This is a genomic window from Marinomonas phycocola (assembly GCF_047525455.1).
In the GTDB taxonomy this organism is placed as follows: domain Bacteria; phylum Pseudomonadota; class Gammaproteobacteria; order Pseudomonadales; family Marinomonadaceae; genus Marinomonas.
In genome coordinates this window covers 38486-56687 of record NZ_JBLIXL010000006.1, presented here as the reverse complement: position 1 = coordinate 56687, position 18202 = coordinate 38486, and the positions used below count along the sequence as shown (strand labels likewise).

The following is an 18202-nucleotide window of genomic DNA, read 5'->3' as shown; positions in this document are numbered from 1 at the left end:
TACAAGTGCTGTTATAGATAATTAACGAACCTTTATGTTGAGTGATAGGATGAAGGGTGCTCTAAATTAATATTAAAGAAATTTGTTTCTCTTTGCCTTCATTCGTTTGTTTTTATAGTATGAAGTAAGTTTATGACAGGTTTGTGTGTTGTGTAGGGAGTTATTTGTTGTTTATCTGTAATTTTTCAGGAATGAAAAAAAACCGTTAAGATATAAAATCGTAACGGTTTTTATTTTACACAGTTTAGAGAGCTTGATTATTCATCAAGGAAACTGCGTAAATGCTCAGAACGGCTTGGGTGGCGAAGTTTACGCAATGCTTTCGCTTCAATTTGACGAATACGTTCACGTGTCACATCAAACTGCTTGCCTACTTCTTCAAGTGTATGATCTGTGTTCATATCAATACCGAAACGCATGCGAAGGACTTTTGCTTCACGGGCAGTTAGACCTGATAGAACAGATGTAGTCGCCTCGCGTAGACCCTCAATGGTTGCTGTATCAATTGGAGATTCTGCGCCATCATCTTCAATAAAGTCACCTAGATGAGAATCTTCATCATCACCGATAGGTGTTTCCATTGAAATTGGCTCTTTAGCTATTTTCAATACCTTACGAATTTTATCTTCAGGCATATCCATTCGTACAGCTAATTCTTCAGGTGTTGCTTCACGTCCCATTTCTTGCAGCATTTGGCGAGAGATTCGGTTCAACTTATTGATGGTTTCAATCATATGAACAGGAATACGTATTGTTCTTGCTTGATCTGCTATGGAGCGAGTGATTGCCTGACGAATCCACCAGGTAGCGTAGGTGGAGAATTTATAACCACGACGATATTCAAATTTATCAACCGCTTTCATCAAACCAATGTTACCTTCTTGAATTAAATCCAAAAACTGTAGGCCACGGTTTGTGTATTTTTTAGCAATCGAAATTACCAATCGTAAGTTGGCTTCAACCATTTCTTTTTTCGCACGACGAGCACGAGTCTCACCAATGGAAATTCGACGATTGATTTCTTTCAACTGAGCAATGGTTAGGCCGCTGTCTTTCGCAATGTTGCGAAGTTTACGCTGGCTTCGCATAAACTCAGCTTCATTTTCAAGCAGTTTACTCGCGTAGTTAGCGCCTGAATTAACTTGCTCAGAGAACCAATCTGCATTGGTTTCGTTTCCTGGGAAGCGTTTCAAAAACTCGGTTCTAGGCATGCCTGATTTGCGTACGCAGACGTGCATAATATTGCGTTCTTGGTCCCGTACTTTATCCATGCGAGAACGAACGCGATACACTAGCTCATCAAACATTTTTGGTACAAGTTTGATAGGAGCGAAATTTAAGCTCAGTTCTTCTTGTTTTTCTTTAACAAGAGGGTCTTGTCGATCACGAGTTTCAAGAAGTGCTTTTAATTCAGCGTAAACACGACTGATTTCATTGAAACGACGAGCGGTTTCTTCAGGATCTGGGCCGCTTTCTGTTTCTTCTTCATCAGTATCGCCTTCAGCTGTGTCCTCTTCAGCTTCTTCTTCCTCGTCTTCTTCAGGCTCTTCGACAATGGGATCATCAAATATTAATTCTTCGCCATCACCATCAATAAAGCCACTGAAGATATCGCTTAAACGACCTTCTTCTTCTTTTACCCTTGCGTATGTATTAAGTAATACATCTACGGCACCAGGGTAATAAGAAACAGACGACATGACTTCACGAGTACCTTCTTCGATACGCTTAGCAATAGCAATTTCGCCTGCTCTGGTCAGCAGTTCAACCGTGCCCATTTCACGCATGTACATGCGTACAGGATCGGTTGTTCGAGTTACATCGCCTTCTACGGCAGCAAGTGCAGCAGCAGCTTCTTCTGCAGCCGCTTCATCGGTAGAATCGCCTTCTTCCATGATAAGGCTATCTTTATCTGGAGCATATTCTGAAACCACTATGCCCATGTCATTGATCATGGCAATGATTTCTTCGACTTGTTCTGGGTCAGAAAGGTCATCAGGAAGGTGGTCGTTTACTTGGGAAAAGGTTAAGTAGCCTTGTTCCTTACCTTTGGCGATCAGCTCTTTGAGACGCGACTGTTGAGTGTCTGGCATTCGACAACCTATCGTTTGAAATTCGTTGGGAAAATAGCAAGCCGCGCATTATAGCAAGAACAAACAGCCTTATCTAGATTCTTTATTGTTTAATATAAAGAAATGAGCAATTTAAAGACGCTTCTTCTTGCGCATTTGCTCCATCCATTGAAGGAGCTCTGTACGACCTTCACTATCCTTTATGGTCTCTTTTCCTTGATTTTTCAACCTCTGGCTACTGGCATTGAGACCAAGTTTTTCTTCCATGCTATTGATTACATCCTTAACCTCTTGTTTTGCATTGCTAATTTGAAGCTTTGTGTGAGCATCAGGATGGTTTAATAAATATAAAATTGAATCGTAATCGGTGCTATTTATCCAATAGCCTAATAAATGACCTGCGTTTCTTTCTGGGTGTTTATTAAAATAGCGCCATACTTTTCCAAAAGTTTGAATCTCTGGATTGGGTTGGCGAAGTAAGGGATCGCTTACATCAAGTTCTTGTGCTGTATGCGGGTGTAATAATAAGCATAAGGTGGCATTGTCAATTTGCGATAGAGGTTTTAAAAAAGCCTGTTTTGGAAAATTGAATGACGCTTCATCTTTGAAGGGTTTGAATTGTTTTTTGTTTTTCTTGGAGTAGGGTGTCGATGGTGTTGGAGTGTAGGATTCACCTGAAGCATCGGTATAATGTGCAGGTGATTCGTTATGGTAAATGGCCCCATTACTCATATGATTTTCATGTGGGGCTTGTGGTTGAGTCTGAACTTGATACTTTGGTTTCTGGGTAGTGATGGAAAGCGATTTCGAGTCAATGCCTGATTGTTCTGTCAGTTGTTTAATGAGCACGGACTTTAGAGTGCATTCGGGCATTTGCTGGATGTAGTGCATGGCGTTTTGTGCAAATTGAGCTTCCCCCTCTTCGTCGGAAAGTGTAACGTCTTGACGAGCGTGTTTGAAAAGTACGTGTGCCAAAGAGGATGAGTCATCGAGCCGATTTAAAAAGAGTTCCTTTCCTTCTTTTCTTATGAGGGAGTCGGGGTCTTCTCCTTCAGGAAGAAAAAGGAAGCGTACCTGCTTTTGATCCTGCATAACGCTTAAACTGGCCTCAAGTCCTCTGATAGCGGCGGAACGACCTGCTTTGTCCCCATCAAAACAAAGAGTGATTTTACTAACCAATTTGAAAAGTTTTTGAATATGTTGGCTATTAATTGATGTGCCTAGTGTTGCAACAGAATAGGTGATACCGTGTTGGGCTAATACGATAACATCCATGTAGCCTTCAACTACTATGATGTGGTCTAGTGTAGGGGTGTTTTGCTTTGCTTCATATAGTCCGTAAAGTTCTTGGCTTTTGTGGAATATAGGGGTTTCTGGTGAATTCAGATATTTGGGTTTTTCATCGCCAAATGCTCTACCACCAAACGCAATGACTCGACCTCGTGAGTCTCGAATTGGAAACATAACGCGATCACGGAATCGATCGTAAAAATGCCCTGCATTATCTTTCTTTTCAATTAGCATTCCTGCTTGAAAAAGGTGTTCTTGGGTTTCGGCTTTTTGTTCTAGGTTTTTTAATAGATTATCCCAGCCAGGAGGTGCGAATCCTAAACCGAATACTTTGGCTATTTGACCTGAAAGTCCTCTATCTTCTGCTAAATATTGTTTTATCTTGTTTTTTTCTGGATGTGTTGTTAATTGTTTTTGGAAGAAGGTGGCGCTTTCCGTGAGGATGTTTAGCAAGCCTGCGTTTTGTTCGTAGCGATCTGGAGTGCCTTGTTCTCTGGGGACTTCCAAGCCTGCGTCTTTTGCTAACAGCTCAATGGACTCAACAAAATCTAAATGGTCGTGTTCCATTAAAAAAGAGATGGCGTTGCCACCAGCACCACAGCCAAAGCAATAGTAAAACTGTTTGTTTGGGTTGAGGCTGAATGATGGCGATTTCTCGTTATGAAATGGGCAAAGTGCGCTGTAATTTTGCCCTGTTTTTTTTAAGCTTATACGGGACGCGACCACATCTGTAATGTCCGTTCGCGCAAGGAGTTCGTCAATAAATTGATCTGGAATACGGCCCGCCATGTGAAATACCTTATATGACTAATTCAAAAGTTTTTTTACAAGTTTGCTTACTTGTGAAACGTCTGCACGACCTTGGACTTGAGGTTTTACTATGGTCATGACTGCCCCCATTTGTTGCATGCTTGTCGCGCCTGTTTCGCTAATGGCCGCTTTTACTAAGTTTTCAGTTTCTTCTTCTGTTAGTGGCTGAGGTAAGAATTCACGAATGATCGCCATTTCTGCTTCTTCAACCTCTACAAGGTCGACGCGGCCTGCGTCAGTAAATTGTTGAACGGAGTCTTTACGTTGTTTTAGCATTTTGTCTAGTACGGCTAGTGCACGCGCATCATTTACTTCAGTGCGCTCATCCACTTCAATTTTTTTGAACTCTGACATGATTGTACGAATTAGTGTTACACGTGCTTTTTCTTTAGCGCGCATAGAAGCTTTTAACTGATCAGATATGGTCTTTTTAAGTGCTGACATGTTTAGGGCCCTGAGTTGTGGTTGTTGAAAACAAAAAAAACGGCAAGTAAAAATACTGGCCGTTTTCTTGGTTTATTTTGAATAAATCAAAATAAACTGACGTTTGAGGACATTTCTAATTCAATTTAAATTGAATTAGAAAGTAACCGTCCTAGTACAAACGTTGAAATTTACGCTGTTCACGAGAAACTTTCTTCGCATGACGTTTAACTGCAGCAGCTGCAGCACGTTTACGCAGAGTAGTTGGTTTTTCGTAGCATTCGCGACGACGAACTTCAGCCAAAACGCCTGCTTTTTCGCAAGAACGTTTGAAACGACGTAGAGCAATGTCAAATGGTTCGTTATCTTTAACTTTTACAGCTGGCATGTATTTACCTTTAAATAATTAATGTTATGAATTTTTGTGTTCACAAAAACACAGGCATAATACCTGTATTTTGCGGTGCTTTCAAAAGATAAGAGCACCCTGTGATCGAAGTGATCTTTCACCCTAATTTTTTAATCTGCTCATGCTAGAAACTGAACATGAAAGAGATTGATCATATTGTTCAATTGAGCTGTCCGATTCCGTATCGGAACAAAAAAAGATCACCTGCCTTTTAATTCATAATTTAAAACGTGCGACATTATAGAGTCCCGCTAGACGGAAGTCTATAGAAAAACAAAACAAGGAGCTAAGTTTCGTTATGAGGGCATATTTTATGTGGTTTTCATATACAATATAGTCAACATGTTCCAAAGAGATTTATGTAAATGATAGTACTAGGTTTAGAGACCTCTTGTGATGAAACTGGGATTGCAATTTATGATACAGATAACGGTTTATTATCCCATAAAATTTATTCTCAAATTGAAAAGCATGCGGAATACGGTGGTGTAGTGCCAGAATTAGCATCACGTGATCACATTCGAAAAACTTTGCCTTTAATTGACGAAGTATTGCTTGAGGCTGGTATGCCAAAGCAAGCACTGCAAGGTATTGCTTTTACCAGTGGGCCAGGTTTGGCTGGTGCGCTTATGGCTGGTGCGACAATTGGGCGCTCTTTGGCCTACGCATTAAACATTCCTGCTTTAGGTGTGCATCACATGGAAGGGCATTTATTAGCTCCTATGTTGGAAGAGCGCCAACCTAAAATGCCTTTTATTGCTCTGCTAGTATCGGGAGGTCATACACAACTAGTGAGAGTCGATGACATTGGTCAGTATCGATTATTAGGTCAATCATTAGACGATGCCGCTGGAGAAGCGTTTGATAAGGCGGCAAAAATGATTGGTTTGCCTTATCCTGGAGGGCCGTATATTGCTGCTTTAGCAAAATCTGGGCGTACTGACTCTGGCTTGAAATTCCCCAGACCTATGACCGATCGACCGGGTTTGGATTTCAGCTTTAGTGGATTGAAAACAGCATTTTTAACGGCTGTTCATGCTGCTTTGGATAATGAGTCTTGTGATGAACAGTTTAAAGCGGATGCAGCATTGGCATTTGAGCAAGCAGTTGTAGATACGCTGGTCATCAAATGCCGTCGAGCACTAGAGCAAGAGTCGCTGACTCAGTTGGTTATTGCAGGTGGTGTGAGTGCCAATACTCGTTTACGTTCTCAATTGGAAAAACAGTTAGCTAAAATGAAGGGGAGTGTGTTTTATGCCCGACCAGAGTTTTGTACTGATAATGGCGCCATGATTGCTTATGCAGGTGCCCAGCGTTTATTGGCAGGGCAATCCTCTCCATTAAACTTGACGATTCGTACTCGTTGGCCATTATCCGATTTACCACCAGTATAGGGGGCAAAATGAAAGACACAGTATTTATTGAAGGTTTAAAGACCGAGGCCGTGATCGGTGTTTACGATTGGGAAAAGAAAATCAAGCAGGCTTTGGTGTTTGACCTAGAGATGGAACATGATAATCGCCTTCCTGCTGCAACCGATGATTTGAGTAAAACATTGGATTACGAAGCCATTTCAAATTACATCACATCATACTGTGAAGAGAATGTATTTGAGCTGATTGAAACGTTAGCGGAGCGTCTATGTAGAGCGTTGTTAAACGACTTTCATATTAATGCATTGACCATGGCGTTGAGAAAGCCAGGGGCTGTTCCATCGGCAAATGCGGTAGGCGTGAAAATTTACCGTCAAAAGCCGACCACATAGCCATTTACTATAAAGAGTTGGTTAACGGCATGTCATAAAAACGGTTAACTAACTCTTTAAATCTTGTCGTGTACTTTAAGCTTCTTCGTGCCGTATCAATGGGCTATTAAGAGCTTTCAAAGCATCTTGTCTTGCTTTCTTCATTTCCTTACCCAGTTCCGCTCCGATAAACCCTTGTTTTATTAACTGGTTGCTGCTGATGCCAGCCACTTGCGTTCTAAGTTCCTGCCAGTCATTTAAATTACTTTTGGTTATGTCTGAAAGTACTTCGATTATTAATAGATAAGGTTGAGGACGTTTAATTGCAGATGTCCGTGTTAGCCATTCTTCCCATTCAGTTACGGATAATGGAAGTGTGTAGTCGTGAATGAATTCACTTACTTGTAAGGCTAAATTTGCAAATTGCTTGGGAACTTTTGACTTGCTTTGTAAGGTTTTTATCGAGTCTGGATGAGATTCAGAGCATAAGTAGGCCCATTTTTGAAAAGGTGCTGAATGGGAAAAATTTTCCCATGATTGATTGTTTATCGGCCATGACAGTTCAGGAAATAAGGTGTTAAGCGCATCGCATTGATGCAATATGGAAAAAAAACAGTCGGGGTCTGATGTTTGTAATGCTTTTTCGAGCTCTTTCCACACACGTTCTTTTGGTAACGTTAGCAACTCTCCCGATTGGCTAATTTCACGCATAAGCTCAAGTGTTTCAGGGGCTATACTAAAATCAAATTGGGCAAATCGAGCGGCAAATCGAGCCACACGTAAGACACGTAATGGGTCTTCAATAAAGGCATTGGAAACGTGACGGAAAATTCTATTTTTTATATCACTTTGGCCATTAAAAGGGTCATGGATCTTTCCCCACTCATCTTTCGCTATGGCGTTTATGGTTAAATCACGTCGTAGTAAATCGTCTTCTAGGGAAATGTCGGGTGAAAAATCGCACATAAACCCAGTATAGCCAACCCCTTGCTTCTTTTCTGTCCGTGCAAGAGCGTACTCTTCTTTGGTTTTTGGGTGTAAAAAAACAGGAAATTGTTTACCTACTTGTGTATAGCCTTCTGAGAGTAAGTCGCCAGGGGTTGCACCAGTAACCAACCAATCTTTATCTACGACATTAAGCCCGAGTAACTCATCACGGACTGCGCCTCCAACTAAGTATACGGTGTGTTTAGGCATGTCATCATTCTTAATAGCAGGTTAGGCTTGCGAGCATTGATCAGGGAAAACGGCACTCCATTGGCCAAAACCACCATTGAGTGAATAGACTTCTTGAAAGCCTTGATCGGTTAAAAAAGCGGCTGCATTCTTACTGCTGTTCCCATGGTAACAACAGACAATAAGTGGTACATCTTTATTGGCTTCTTCTATGTAAGCGGCAATATTGTCATTGTTTAGATTGATGGCATTATTTATATGGCCTGTTTGGAAGCTGACGTTATCACGAATGTCTACGATTTGAGCATCGTTTTGGATAAGGGGTAACGCGTCGTTAATATCGATGCACTTATAAGTCATTATTCGATCCTTTACAGTGGGCATGGTGTGCTGAATAAAAGTCGGTCATCGAGGCGAATGGCGGTTAAACTGCCTCCCCAAACACAACCTGTATCTAAAGCATGTATATTAGGGTAATTCACCTTTCCTTCAAGTGCTGCCCAGTGACCAAATACAACTTGGCAATCTTGTGGGAGCTTTGAAGGATAGCTGAACCAAGGTGCATAATTTGCTAACGCTGTGCTTGGGCCTTCTTTGGATTTTAAATCAAGTCGGCCTGAATCGGTACAAAATCGCATTCTGGTTAGATAATTGACGATGACTCTTAGTCGCTCCATTCCTGTGAGGCTGTCATCCCATTTATGTGATTTATTTCCGTACATGATGCTAAAAAAATCGTCTGCGTGGTCACTTTTTAGAGTACTTTCAACTTCTTTAGAGTGTTGCAGCGCTTGTTCCAAATTCCAGCATGGAGGAATGCCTGCATGTACCATCACGGTATTCAGTTCTTTATCAAAATGACAAAGAGGTTGAGACTGTAACCAGTCGAGCAGTTGGTCTCTATCTGGTGCATTTAGGATCTCTTTTAGCGTATCGCTGCGCTTTAGGCGGCCAAACCCACGAGACAAGGCAAGCAAATGTAAGTCATGATTACCCAGTACGACCTTTACTTTATCCCTTAATGAATAAATAAAACGCAGTGTAGCGAGTGACTCTGGGCCTCTATTGATCAGATCGCCAGCAAACCAGAGTTGGTCTTGGTCGGGGTTATACTGAATGATATCCAGTAGTTTTAGCAAAGGTGTTAAGCACCCTTGCAGATCGCCAATTGCGTAGGTTGCCATAAGCGCCTCTTAATGTACTTGATAGGGTACGGCAAGAGTAAATGGGTCGATGACGGCAAGAAATTCTGTTCCGTCTTCGGCAATCATTTTATAGTTTCCTTGCATTATACCTACCGCGGTTTGTAGAATAGCAGCACTGCTGTATTCAAACTTCTCTCCTGGTTGTAGTATCGGCGTTTCTCCAATAACTCCCTGGCCTTTTACTTCTTGTACTTTTTCATTGCCATCAGTAATAACCCAATGTCTAGCAAGCAATCTAGCGGCTTGTTCTCCTTGGTTTTTAATTGTGACATGATAAGAGAATACAAAACGTTGCTCTTCAGGAAAAGACTGATCTTTCAGATAGTGAGTTGTGACTAAGACAGTAACGTGATTGATCATCTTACAGCCCTTTACTTTCTATATGATTTGTAATACGAACGTAATCGCCAACATCCAGCCTTTCAGGTCTAAGTGTCGGGTCGATGTTTAGTTGTTCAAAATCCAGATCGTTTAAAATGCCTTTGAAATTATTTCGAAGGGTTTTTCTACGTTGCTGAAAGCCCATTCGTACGGTGCTTTCTAGTAAATTTATGTCGTGTGCCACATGAGGTAATTCTTTATGCGGTGTCATTCTGACAATGGCAGAGTCTACTTTGGGTGGTGGATCAAAGGATTCAGGGCCAACAATAAAAAGAGCTTCAACTTGGCAATAATATTGGGTCATGACACTTAAACGACCATATAAATTGTCTCCCGGTCTTGCTGCTAAGCGATCAACAACTTCTTTTTGTAGCATGAAGTGCATGTCTTCAATAATGTTTGCTTGGCTTAAAAGGTGGAATATAAGTGGCGTCGAAATATTATAAGGTAGGTTGCCTACAACTCGAATTGGCCCATTTTGAGCTAAAGATGAGAAGTCGAACTTCATTGCGTCGGCTTCATGAATTCTTAAATCTGGGTAACGGAATAAATTCACTTTTAAGATAGGGATTAAGTCGCGATCTAACTCAACGACGTCCATTTTTTTTGTAATGCTGATAACACCTTCGGTTAGTGCACCTTTACCTGGCCCAATTTCAACTAATCTTTGGCCTTCTTTTGGTGCTATGCAAGCGACTATTCGTCGAATAACGCCATAATCATGTAGGAAGTTTTGTCCGAAACGTTTTCTTGCTTTGTGTGCTTGTGGTTTGCTCATTTAGGAAACTTTTTTGAGTTATTGGCCATTTCGATGGCGTAATTTATAGCAACTTCAAGGCTGCCATGACTTGCATCTCCGCTGCCAGCAAGATCGAGTGCTGTGCCATGATCAACGGAAGCACGAATAATGGGCAAGCCTAGGGTAATATTTACCGCGTTACCGAATCCTTGGTATTTTAACACAGGTAACCCTTGGTCGTGATACATTGCGAGGACACAATCGCAATTCTCTAAATATTTTGGAGTGAAGAGGGTGTCTGCTGGTAGTGGGCCGACAAGATCCATTCCTTCATTTCTTAGTGTATTTAATACCGGAATGATGGTGTCTATTTCCTCGTTTCCTAAATGTCCGCCTTCTCCTGCGTGAGGATTTAGACCGCAGACTAAAATTCTAGGCTGACTGATAGCAAATTTATCCGTTAAGTCTTTATTGAGTGCTCGTGTTACTTCGATAAGACTGTCCTGTGTGATGGCACCTGAGACGTCTTTTAACGGTAGATGTGTTGTTGCAAGTGCAACGCGTAAAGAGGGAGTTGCGAGCATCATAACCACTTGATCAGACTTTGTGAGCTGCTGGAAATATTCAGTATGTCCGCTGAAGTGAACACCAGTATCGCATAAAACGCCTTTGTGAACTGGAGGCGTTACAATCGCATCAAACGTTCCATTAACACAGCCTTCACCAGCAATTTTAAGCGTTTCTAGCACATAGGGTGCATTTGACACGTCAAGTGTCCCGGCGATGACGTTTTTCGACAATGCTAGTGGCAGTACGTAGATATTGCCCGCAGTGTGTTCTGGCAGTGTGTTTACATCTTGGATAATGTGAATGTTCACATTCAGTCCAAGTGCTGTTGCCCTGTCCGCTAACAGTGTTGGGTCAGCGATAACGATGATGCGACCTAATAATGTTTTTTGTAATGCACTGATAATAATGTCGGGGCCAATACCTGCTGGTTCCCCTGAGGTAATGGCAATAATAGGTAACGTCATTTAGTTGGCCCAATAAATTATTTAATGTCAATAAATGCTTGATTCTTTAATTCATCAAGCCAATTACTTAAAACAAGATCTTGTTTTTGAGCTATAAGCGCTTTTTCTGCATTTTCTTTTTTAATCTTCTCGCTTACGTCAGCATTACGGCGACCATCAACTTGAACAATATGCCAACCAAAATTACTTCTGAAGGGTTTGCTGTATTGACCTACGGGTGTTTGTTGCATCATTTGTTCAAATTGGGAAACCATCGTGCCTGCCGCAACCCAATCTAGATCTCCTCCTTTGAGTGCAGAGCCTTCATCTTCGCTGTATTCTTTTGCTAATGCGGCAAAATCTTCACCCTGTTGTAGTCTTCTGTATAGGGTTGAGGCGAACTCTTGACTCTGTTGAACGTTTCTAATCGCGTTTGGTTTTATTAGGATGTGGCGTGCTTTTGTTTGTTGTTGTAATTCCACAGCAGGGACTCGTTTATCGACAAGCCATAATAAATGAAACCCCGCATTACTTTGAATCGGGCCATAAAAAGGCCCTTTACCTGTAGTGAGTTCTCTAACAAAAAGCGAAGGTAGCTGATTCAGTGGTTTCCATCCTAGATCACCGCCTCTCACGGCAGAAGGGCCGTCAGATTGGCTAATGGAAAATCGTATAAAATCCTCTTCAGATTGAATTTGACTGGCGATGTCTTGAATTTTGTTTTTTGCTTGGAGTACGTTTTTTGAGCGGACAAGTAAGTGACGTAAACGCACTTCGTCTTTTGTTTGTGCAAGGCTCTCAGAGGACTCGAGAAAGTCATTTATCTCTTGTTCAGTGATTTTGATACGTTCTCTGACGACTTGTTTTTTAACATTCGACATAAGTATTTCATTTTTTATCTGAGCTCTATAGCGCTTGTATTCAATGCCTTGTTGTTGCAATACGGACTTAAAACCAGTCAAATCTGTCCCTAACTTGGATGCCACACTCAATACTGCCCGATCTACATCAGACGAACTGACTCGAATGCCGACTCTGTTTGCATAATTGGCTTGAACAAATTCATCGATCATAGAGTTGAGGATTTGCCTCCTAACATCGGCATTATAAATGCCATTGGGGACACGATCACGAATAATTCTAAAACGCGTCTCAATATCGCTTTCTAGGATGGCTTCAGAGTCAATGATTGCTGCAATGCCATTTATTTTTACAGGGGCAGCTAAGCTTGTATTAAAAGGCGAGAGTAAAATTAAAGTGCCTAAAATAGGAAGTATTTTTGTCATGTTTAGTATCCAGTTTTTCCATCGTTCCAGTATTCTGTAGCAATGCTTTCAGTGTTGTTTGCACTTCCAACGCCACTTAAACTGCGTAAAATAAATTGTAAAAAGATGCCGCTATCGAATTGATTGTCGTCATCACGCGATCTTTGATAACTAAGGGCCAGTTTTAAACAGCAGTTTTCAAAACCGAATCCAGCGACATTTTTAGTCTCTTCTTTTTCTAACCAATCGTAAGTGTGTTGGTAAAGAAAATGCCAATTGTTGTTGAGAGGGACAATCGTCTGAAAGTCAATTTGTTCTAAGTCAATGTCTCTCGATTTTTTATCAACGGTTTTCAAATAACTGCTTTTTACGACAATGCCATTATCTGATTTTAATTTTATAGAAAATTGCCCAAGGTCGAGTAGATCAATATTTGGATCGTAGTTGGCATTAGCGGTAATGTTCAAATAATCCGATTCTTTATAAGATATAAATCCCAGTAGTGAACTGGTACTGCTTTTATCAAGGTCACTGGTTGACGAGCCATCTATATCTATTTTTCTATCTTCTACATAGAAGACTTGGCCTAGTTTAACCCCCCACCGTTCTTGATTGTTGGCGTCATAAATATAACTTTCAAGTCCTAAAGTGAATTGCTCTGTGTCACCTATCCGATCATTGCCACTAAAGCGCTGGTGGGAAAACGCATTATCATAGAGTAGTACTGGTTCGCTCGTATCAAAGTTTGGAAAGTTATCTTGATTCTTAAATGGAGCGTTGAGATAACTCAGCTTAGGTTCGAGTGTTTGCCTCCATAAATTGGAGCCAATTTGAATGTTTCTGTCAAAGGCAATCTCAGTATCAATAAAATAGGATAAGTGATTTAAATTCGCTGATCTGCCTGAGTCGCTGCCGTAATCATGCAAATCGTACGAACGGTATTGTTGTAACACACCAGGAGAAAATTTCCCCCATTGGTTTTGTAAATTTAATGAAAGAGTCTGATTCAATACGCGTCTTTGGCCATCCGTTTCACTTTCGTCTGGGTCATAGAAATCGGTGTATTGTACGTTAGGTTTAAAGTCAAGATAGGTATTTGAATAGCGATAGGATGCATCTAGTCGAGGGCGCCATTCAAATGGTTTATCGACGTTTGCAAGCGGTGTCTGATAGGTTTTTATAGCAGCTTTTGCGCTTAAATTGCCATTGTTAAAGTTGAGGTATGCCAACCTTTCGTAATGGTCTTTATCTTCTAACGTTATGTTTGTCTGCGTTGGGAAATCGTCGTCTGAGTTTACTTGCTCGAAAATAACGCCAGCTTGGAACTGATCATTTATTTTTTGAGTAGAAGTGAGTTTTCGAGCGGTTTGTCGACCTTTAGCTTGGTGAAAAAAGTTCGCTTCTTCAAACTGAGTCAGCCCAGTTTTGGATAAATGTCTTAACTCGACATCAAGCCCTTCACCTTCATTTTCAATAAAGTGAGGCGTGATGGTGGCGTCGTACTCTGGTGCGATGTTCCAGTAAAACGGTGCTGCAATACCTAGCCCTTGTCCGTTTGAGTAACTTACATCAGGAAATAAGAACCCCGTGTGTCTGTTGTTATCTAGAGGGAAGCGTAGCCAAGGCAGATAAAATATAGAGTAATCGTCTACTTTAATTTGAACGTGTTTAGCTGTGCCAAAACCGCTATTGGGGTCTAAAACTATGGATGCCCCGTATAGTTTCCAACTGCCGTTGCCTGGTTCGCAGGTGGTATAAAAACCTTCTTCTACAAAAATTAAGCCTTTAGGGTCTTTTGCGAGAGATTTGGCTTGCCCTCTGGCCCCGGTTTTATGGTGTAAAAAGCGGGCTTCATCAAACTGAGTTGTTAGGTTAGATTTAGGGTCGGCTAGAAATGTTTTTTGACTGAGAATTAATTGCCCTTTAGAGCGTACTTCTACATTGCCCTCTGCTTGATAGAATTCACCTTGTTTACCTTGAATATTGTCAGCTTTCAAAGATTGGCGTGGCTGTATAAGCTGTGCTCCGCCTTCTAAAAATAACGTACCGTCGGGGGTTTTATAAATAAGATCTGCACTTAGATGTGTATTACCATTGTTACTTGGCTGCCAAGCATCGATATAGTCACCATGGCAGTACTGGCTCACTGTTGAGCGTTGTTGTAGTGTTAATGCTTCATTTGGTCGCCAATCCCATTCTGCCGCGCTTACCTGAGGTATAATGAAAAGACCTTGAAAAATTAGCGTATAGCTGGGAAAAAAACGGCCTAAGCGCGTTATACTGATGTTCTGAGGTAAATATCCCATTAATGGTGTCTTTCCCTTATTGGGGGTTAAAAATAGCTAAATGATAATCTAATCAAGCCTGTGGGGGCTACCGATTACTGGAGAAATTTTATAATGTGGAAAATAGTTGGCGCTGTATTAGGGTATTGGTTGTTTGATGTATTTGGTCTTATTATTGGATTGATTATTGGGCATGGGGTCGATCGCGCACGAACCCCCATGGTTTTTCTAACAAAAGCCAACCGAGAAAGTCTTAAACAACAACAGTCGGTATTTTTTCAAACGTTGTTTCTATTGATGGGGCGCTTGGCTAAGGTTGACGGACACGTTTCTGCCTCTGAAATTCAAATCGCTGAAGCCATCATGCAGCGTATGGGGCTTCCTTCTGCGATTCAGAAAGAAGCAAAACGATTATTTAATGAAGGTAAGTCTGCTAATTTTGATCTTGTTAGTGTGCTAAATCATTTCCAACAAGTGATTGGCCCTAGAAGTATTTTAACAAGGCAATTGATAGAGGTCTTATTGGTTTCTGCGTATGCGGATGGTCATTTTAGTGTCGAAGAAAAATCGTTTGTCTCTCAAGTCTGTGCTCATTTAGGAATCAGTGTGGCTGAATTTGAAGCCCTACACATTCAAATTAAACAACAGGCGCAATTTAATCAGGGTCGAGCTGGTGGCCACGTTAATCCGAAAGAGCTATTGAACTCCGCGTATGAAGCACTTGGTGCAACGCCTGATATGAGTGATGGTGAGATTAAAAAAGCCTATCGCAAACTGATGAGTCAAAATCATCCTGATAAATTAGCCGCTCAAGGCTTACCTGAAGAAATGCTTACTATCGCTAAAGAAAGGACTCAAGAGATACAAGCGGCTTACGAATTAATTAAAAAAGAGCGTAAATAGATAATATGCCAGTTCAGGAATCATTGACTGTAATAACCCCCACTTAGCTATGACTATTTTTTTATAGGGTCTTCACTAAACAGACCCTTTTCAAGGGTAGGCAGAGGTCTGGTTTGGGTCATTTGATGTGTATTTTGCTTTAAAAACCCCCAAACCCGTTGAGTCAGACGTTTTTCACTTATTGAATCATAACGTCTATCTGGTGGTGCTTTGATTTGAATATAAGCATTGGCTGTAGACAATCTTTTTTTGGATGCCGACATTCGATACTGAGCGGCTCTATATTGTTTGATGTTGCTATTAAAGTAGTAATCTAGAACAGGTAAACGCAGTGATTCAATGAGATTCGCCATTTCAAAATCGTTAAAAGGCAGTGGCGTGAAGGGGTCAATTATTGCTAATGCGCTGCCAGAAATGCCTTGGTCAACCACATATTTAAGCGCGTAAGCGGCTCCTGTTCCATGCCCCAAAAATATAACTCTTCGATATCCTTTGTCGCTTAAGTGTTGTCTTGCAGAATCCATTCGGCTGTAAATGATTTCTTCATTAGGCAGTGATTTCGTTTCTTGCTCTGTCTGATTTGTTGTGTTTTCTTGAGTGTTATTGATTGTTGGTAATGTGGGCAATTCAAAACGCTTTGTTGTGTCGGGTATTTCAATGGATAGAGTACACCAACTGTTTTCGATCAATGTATTGCGGATTGGGCTAATAACCTGAGGCCAATCTGGGTGTTCATTATCGCCGTGTATTAGCATTATGCAGCCTTGAGGCTCTCCTGCCGTAGATTCGCGAAAGAGTGATAAAAATCGGTCGTTAGGGGATTCGATTATCTCAATTTCATGGGCACGGTTAATCGAGATGGAATCCATCAGTGCCTTAATTCGCAATTCTTGGGGGCCTAATAAAGGGATGGCTTCACGTGAATTGGATGCAGGCGGTGTGGCAGTTGCGGGCGTAGGGGTATCACTTTCTTCATCGGCAGCGAAAATTGCCATGGAGCTGCCCACTAATAAAAGTATGGAGAGAAAAAAGCTGCTTTTTTTAATCGCGATCATAAATACTTATCTGACTTGCCTTGTTAGAATGTGATTCACTTTCTTAGCCCAAATTGATTTCGGAGTTTACTATGAATGATTTTATCATTGCCCCTTCTATTTTAGCGGCTGACTTTGCTCGGCTTGGAGCAGAAGTTGACCAAGTTCTAGCCGATGGGGCAGATATGATCCATTTCGATGTGATGGACAATCATTATGTACCCAATTTAACGATTGGACCTATGGTCTGTAAAGCGCTTCGTGAATATGGTGTTACTGCGGAGATTGATGTTCACCTTATGGTAAAACCTGTTGACCGTATGATAGCGGACTTTGCTGCTGCTGGAGCAAGTTATATTACATTTCATCCAGAAGCGTCTGAGCATATAGATCGCTCTTTGCAGCTGATTAAAGAAAGTGGCTGTAAAGCAGGGTTGGTTTTTAATCCAGCAACGCCATTACATCATATGAAACACGTTATGGATAAATTAGACATGGTGATGCTGATGTCGGTTAATCCGGGTTTTGGCGGTCAAAAATTCATTCCTGAAACGTTGGATAAATTAAAAGAAGCTCGTGCGATGATTGATGCCAGTGGTTACAACATTCGTTTAGAAGTAGATGGTGGTGTGACCCAAGAGAACATTGCTGAAATTGCACAAGCTGGTGCAGATACGTTTGTTGCGGGTTCGGCGATTTTTGGTAAGCCTGACTACAGACAAGCGATTGATGAAATGCGCACTGCGTTAGAAACGGTTATATCATGAGAACACCTGCAAAATTAGATCAGTGGTTTGAGGGTTGGCCTGAATTAGTGTGCATCGACCTTGATGGAACCTTGGTGGACAGTGTTCCCGATCTGGCTCAGGCCATTGATTATGCATTAGTTAATGCGGGTGCTGAGACTGCAGGTGAAGATCGAGTAAGAACGTGGGTTGGTTTTGGGGCGGCAAAGCTGATAGAGCAAGCAATGCAGTGGGCTGATGTATCAAGTGATTTAATGGAGCAATGCTATCGGGATTTTCTATTACACTATCGAGACAATCTTACTGCCAAAACCACGTTATACCCAAATGCCATTCAATTATTAAAAACCTTTAAAAGAGCGGGTGTGCCAATGGCTTTAGTGACCAATAAACCCAGTGTGTTTATTCGTCCTATTTTGACTCACTTTGAGATCAGTGATTACTTTTCTTGGTTAATTGGTGGTGACACATTGGAAGAAAAGAAACCTTCTCCGATGCCTTTGCTGCATTGTTGTGAAGCATTGGATGCCGAACCTCAAAATTGCCTGATGATTGGTGACTCTATTACGGATCATCAAGCGGCAAAAGAGGCGGGTTTTAAAAGCATGTTGCTGACCTATGGGTATCATCAAGGTGTTGATTTACCGTCTTTGGGAGCGGATTTTATAGCAGATGATTTTACGGAACTGTTTACTTAATCTGAATTA

General features: G+C 41.3%; 18 protein-coding genes. 5 read left to right on the top strand and 13 right to left on the bottom strand.

Annotated features, from left to right (window positions below; all coding sequences use genetic code 11):
• Window positions 1–257: 257 nt before the first annotated feature.
• The 4 genes from rpoD to rpsU all read right to left on the bottom strand — a co-directional run bounded on the left by rpoD (window position 258) and on the right by rpsU (window position 4983).
• Entirely contained in the window at window positions 258–2093 is a 1836-nt protein-coding gene (gene rpoD, locus ACMUMJ_RS06300; RefSeq protein ID WP_414677954.1) for an RNA polymerase sigma factor RpoD, read from the bottom strand.
• 111 nt (window positions 2094–2204) lie between these two features.
• Complete coding sequence (dnaG, locus tag ACMUMJ_RS06295) at window positions 2205–4151, bottom strand: DNA primase (RefSeq protein WP_414677953.1); 1947 nt, start codon at window positions 4149–4151, stop codon at window positions 2205–2207.
• An 18-nt stretch (window positions 4152–4169) separates the two neighbouring features.
• Entirely contained in the window at window positions 4170–4616 is a 447-nt protein-coding gene (locus tag ACMUMJ_RS06290; protein WP_414677952.1) for a GatB/YqeY domain-containing protein, read from the bottom strand.
• Window positions 4617–4767: 151 nt separating this feature from the next.
• Window positions 4768–4983 (bottom strand): 30S ribosomal protein S21, encoded by a 216-nt coding sequence (gene rpsU / locus ACMUMJ_RS06285; protein ID WP_191601055.1) that lies wholly within the window; start codon window positions 4981–4983, stop codon window positions 4768–4770.
• A gap of 386 nt (window positions 4984–5369) precedes the next feature.
• On the opposite strand from rpsU, the gene tsaD reads away from it, so the two are divergent.
• Together tsaD and folB are read left to right on the top strand one after the other, a co-directional pair.
• Window positions 5370–6398 carry a tRNA (adenosine(37)-N6)-threonylcarbamoyltransferase complex transferase subunit TsaD gene (tsaD, locus tag ACMUMJ_RS06280; RefSeq protein WP_414677951.1) on the top strand — a complete coding sequence of 343 codons (1029 nt, stop codon included), beginning with the start codon at window positions 5370–5372 and terminating at the stop codon, window positions 6396–6398.
• An 8-nt stretch (window positions 6399–6406) separates the two neighbouring features.
• A complete protein-coding gene (gene folB, locus ACMUMJ_RS06275) occupies window positions 6407–6769 on the top strand; it encodes a dihydroneopterin aldolase (RefSeq protein ID WP_414677950.1) in 363 nt (120 codons plus the stop codon).
• A 75-nt stretch (window positions 6770–6844) separates the two neighbouring features.
• Here the strand turns inward: folB and ACMUMJ_RS06270 are convergent, their stop codons facing one another.
• The 8 genes from ACMUMJ_RS06270 to lptD are packed head-to-tail and all read right to left on the bottom strand — an operon-like array spanning window position 6845 to window position 14833.
• Window positions 6845–7945, bottom strand: coding sequence for a tRNA nucleotidyltransferase/poly(A) polymerase-related protein (locus tag ACMUMJ_RS06270; RefSeq protein ID WP_414677949.1), 1101 nt, complete (start codon window positions 7943–7945; stop codon window positions 6845–6847).
• A gap of 21 nt (window positions 7946–7966) precedes the next feature.
• Window positions 7967–8284, bottom strand: coding sequence for a thiosulfate sulfurtransferase GlpE (glpE, locus tag ACMUMJ_RS06265; protein WP_414677948.1), 318 nt, complete (start codon window positions 8282–8284; stop codon window positions 7967–7969).
• Window positions 8285–8295: 11 nt separating this feature from the next.
• Window positions 8296–9108: a symmetrical bis(5'-nucleosyl)-tetraphosphatase gene (locus ACMUMJ_RS06260; protein ID WP_414677947.1), complete on the bottom strand. Its 813-nt coding sequence runs from the start codon at window positions 9106–9108 to the stop codon at window positions 8296–8298.
• 9 nt (window positions 9109–9117) lie between these two features.
• A complete protein-coding gene (gene apaG / locus ACMUMJ_RS06255) occupies window positions 9118–9489 on the bottom strand; it encodes a Co2+/Mg2+ efflux facilitator ApaG/CorD (RefSeq protein WP_414677945.1) in 372 nt (123 codons plus the stop codon).
• Window position 9490: 1 nt separating this feature from the next.
• Window positions 9491–10288: a 16S rRNA (adenine(1518)-N(6)/adenine(1519)-N(6))-dimethyltransferase RsmA gene (gene rsmA / locus ACMUMJ_RS06250; RefSeq protein ID WP_414677944.1), complete on the bottom strand. Its 798-nt coding sequence runs from the start codon at window positions 10286–10288 to the stop codon at window positions 9491–9493.
• Window positions 10285–11283 carry a 4-hydroxythreonine-4-phosphate dehydrogenase PdxA gene (gene pdxA / locus ACMUMJ_RS06245; protein ID WP_414677943.1) on the bottom strand — a complete coding sequence of 333 codons (999 nt, stop codon included), beginning with the start codon at window positions 11281–11283 and terminating at the stop codon, window positions 10285–10287. Before pdxA ends, rsmA begins: the two co-directional genes overlap by 4 nt.
• A gap of 17 nt (window positions 11284–11300) precedes the next feature.
• A complete protein-coding gene (locus ACMUMJ_RS06240) occupies window positions 11301–12548 on the bottom strand; it encodes a peptidylprolyl isomerase (protein ID WP_414677942.1) in 1248 nt (415 codons plus the stop codon).
• Between the two features lie 2 nt (window positions 12549–12550).
• A complete protein-coding gene (lptD, locus tag ACMUMJ_RS06235) occupies window positions 12551–14833 on the bottom strand; it encodes an LPS-assembly protein LptD (RefSeq protein ID WP_414677941.1) in 2283 nt (760 codons plus the stop codon).
• Window positions 14834–14926: 93 nt separating this feature from the next.
• Here lptD and djlA point away from each other — a divergent pair, with 93 nt between their 5' ends.
• On the top strand, window positions 14927–15715 hold the full coding sequence (gene djlA / locus ACMUMJ_RS06230) for a co-chaperone DjlA (RefSeq protein WP_414677940.1): 789 nt from the start codon (window positions 14927–14929) through the stop codon (window positions 15713–15715).
• 53 nt (window positions 15716–15768) lie between these two features.
• Here the strand turns inward: djlA and ACMUMJ_RS06225 are convergent, their stop codons facing one another.
• Window positions 15769–16770, bottom strand: a complete 1002-nt coding sequence (locus ACMUMJ_RS06225) for a DUF3530 family protein (protein ID WP_414677939.1) — start codon at window positions 16768–16770, stop codon at window positions 15769–15771.
• 71 nt (window positions 16771–16841) lie between these two features.
• On the opposite strand from ACMUMJ_RS06225, the gene rpe reads away from it, so the two are divergent.
• On the top strand, window positions 16842–17516 hold the full coding sequence (gene rpe / locus ACMUMJ_RS06220) for a ribulose-phosphate 3-epimerase (protein WP_414677938.1): 675 nt from the start codon (window positions 16842–16844) through the stop codon (window positions 17514–17516).
• A complete protein-coding gene (locus ACMUMJ_RS06215) occupies window positions 17513–18193 on the top strand; it encodes a phosphoglycolate phosphatase (RefSeq protein ID WP_414677937.1) in 681 nt (226 codons plus the stop codon). The genes rpe and ACMUMJ_RS06215 overlap by 4 nt, the downstream gene beginning before the upstream one ends.
• Window positions 18194–18202: the final 9 nt, after the last annotated feature.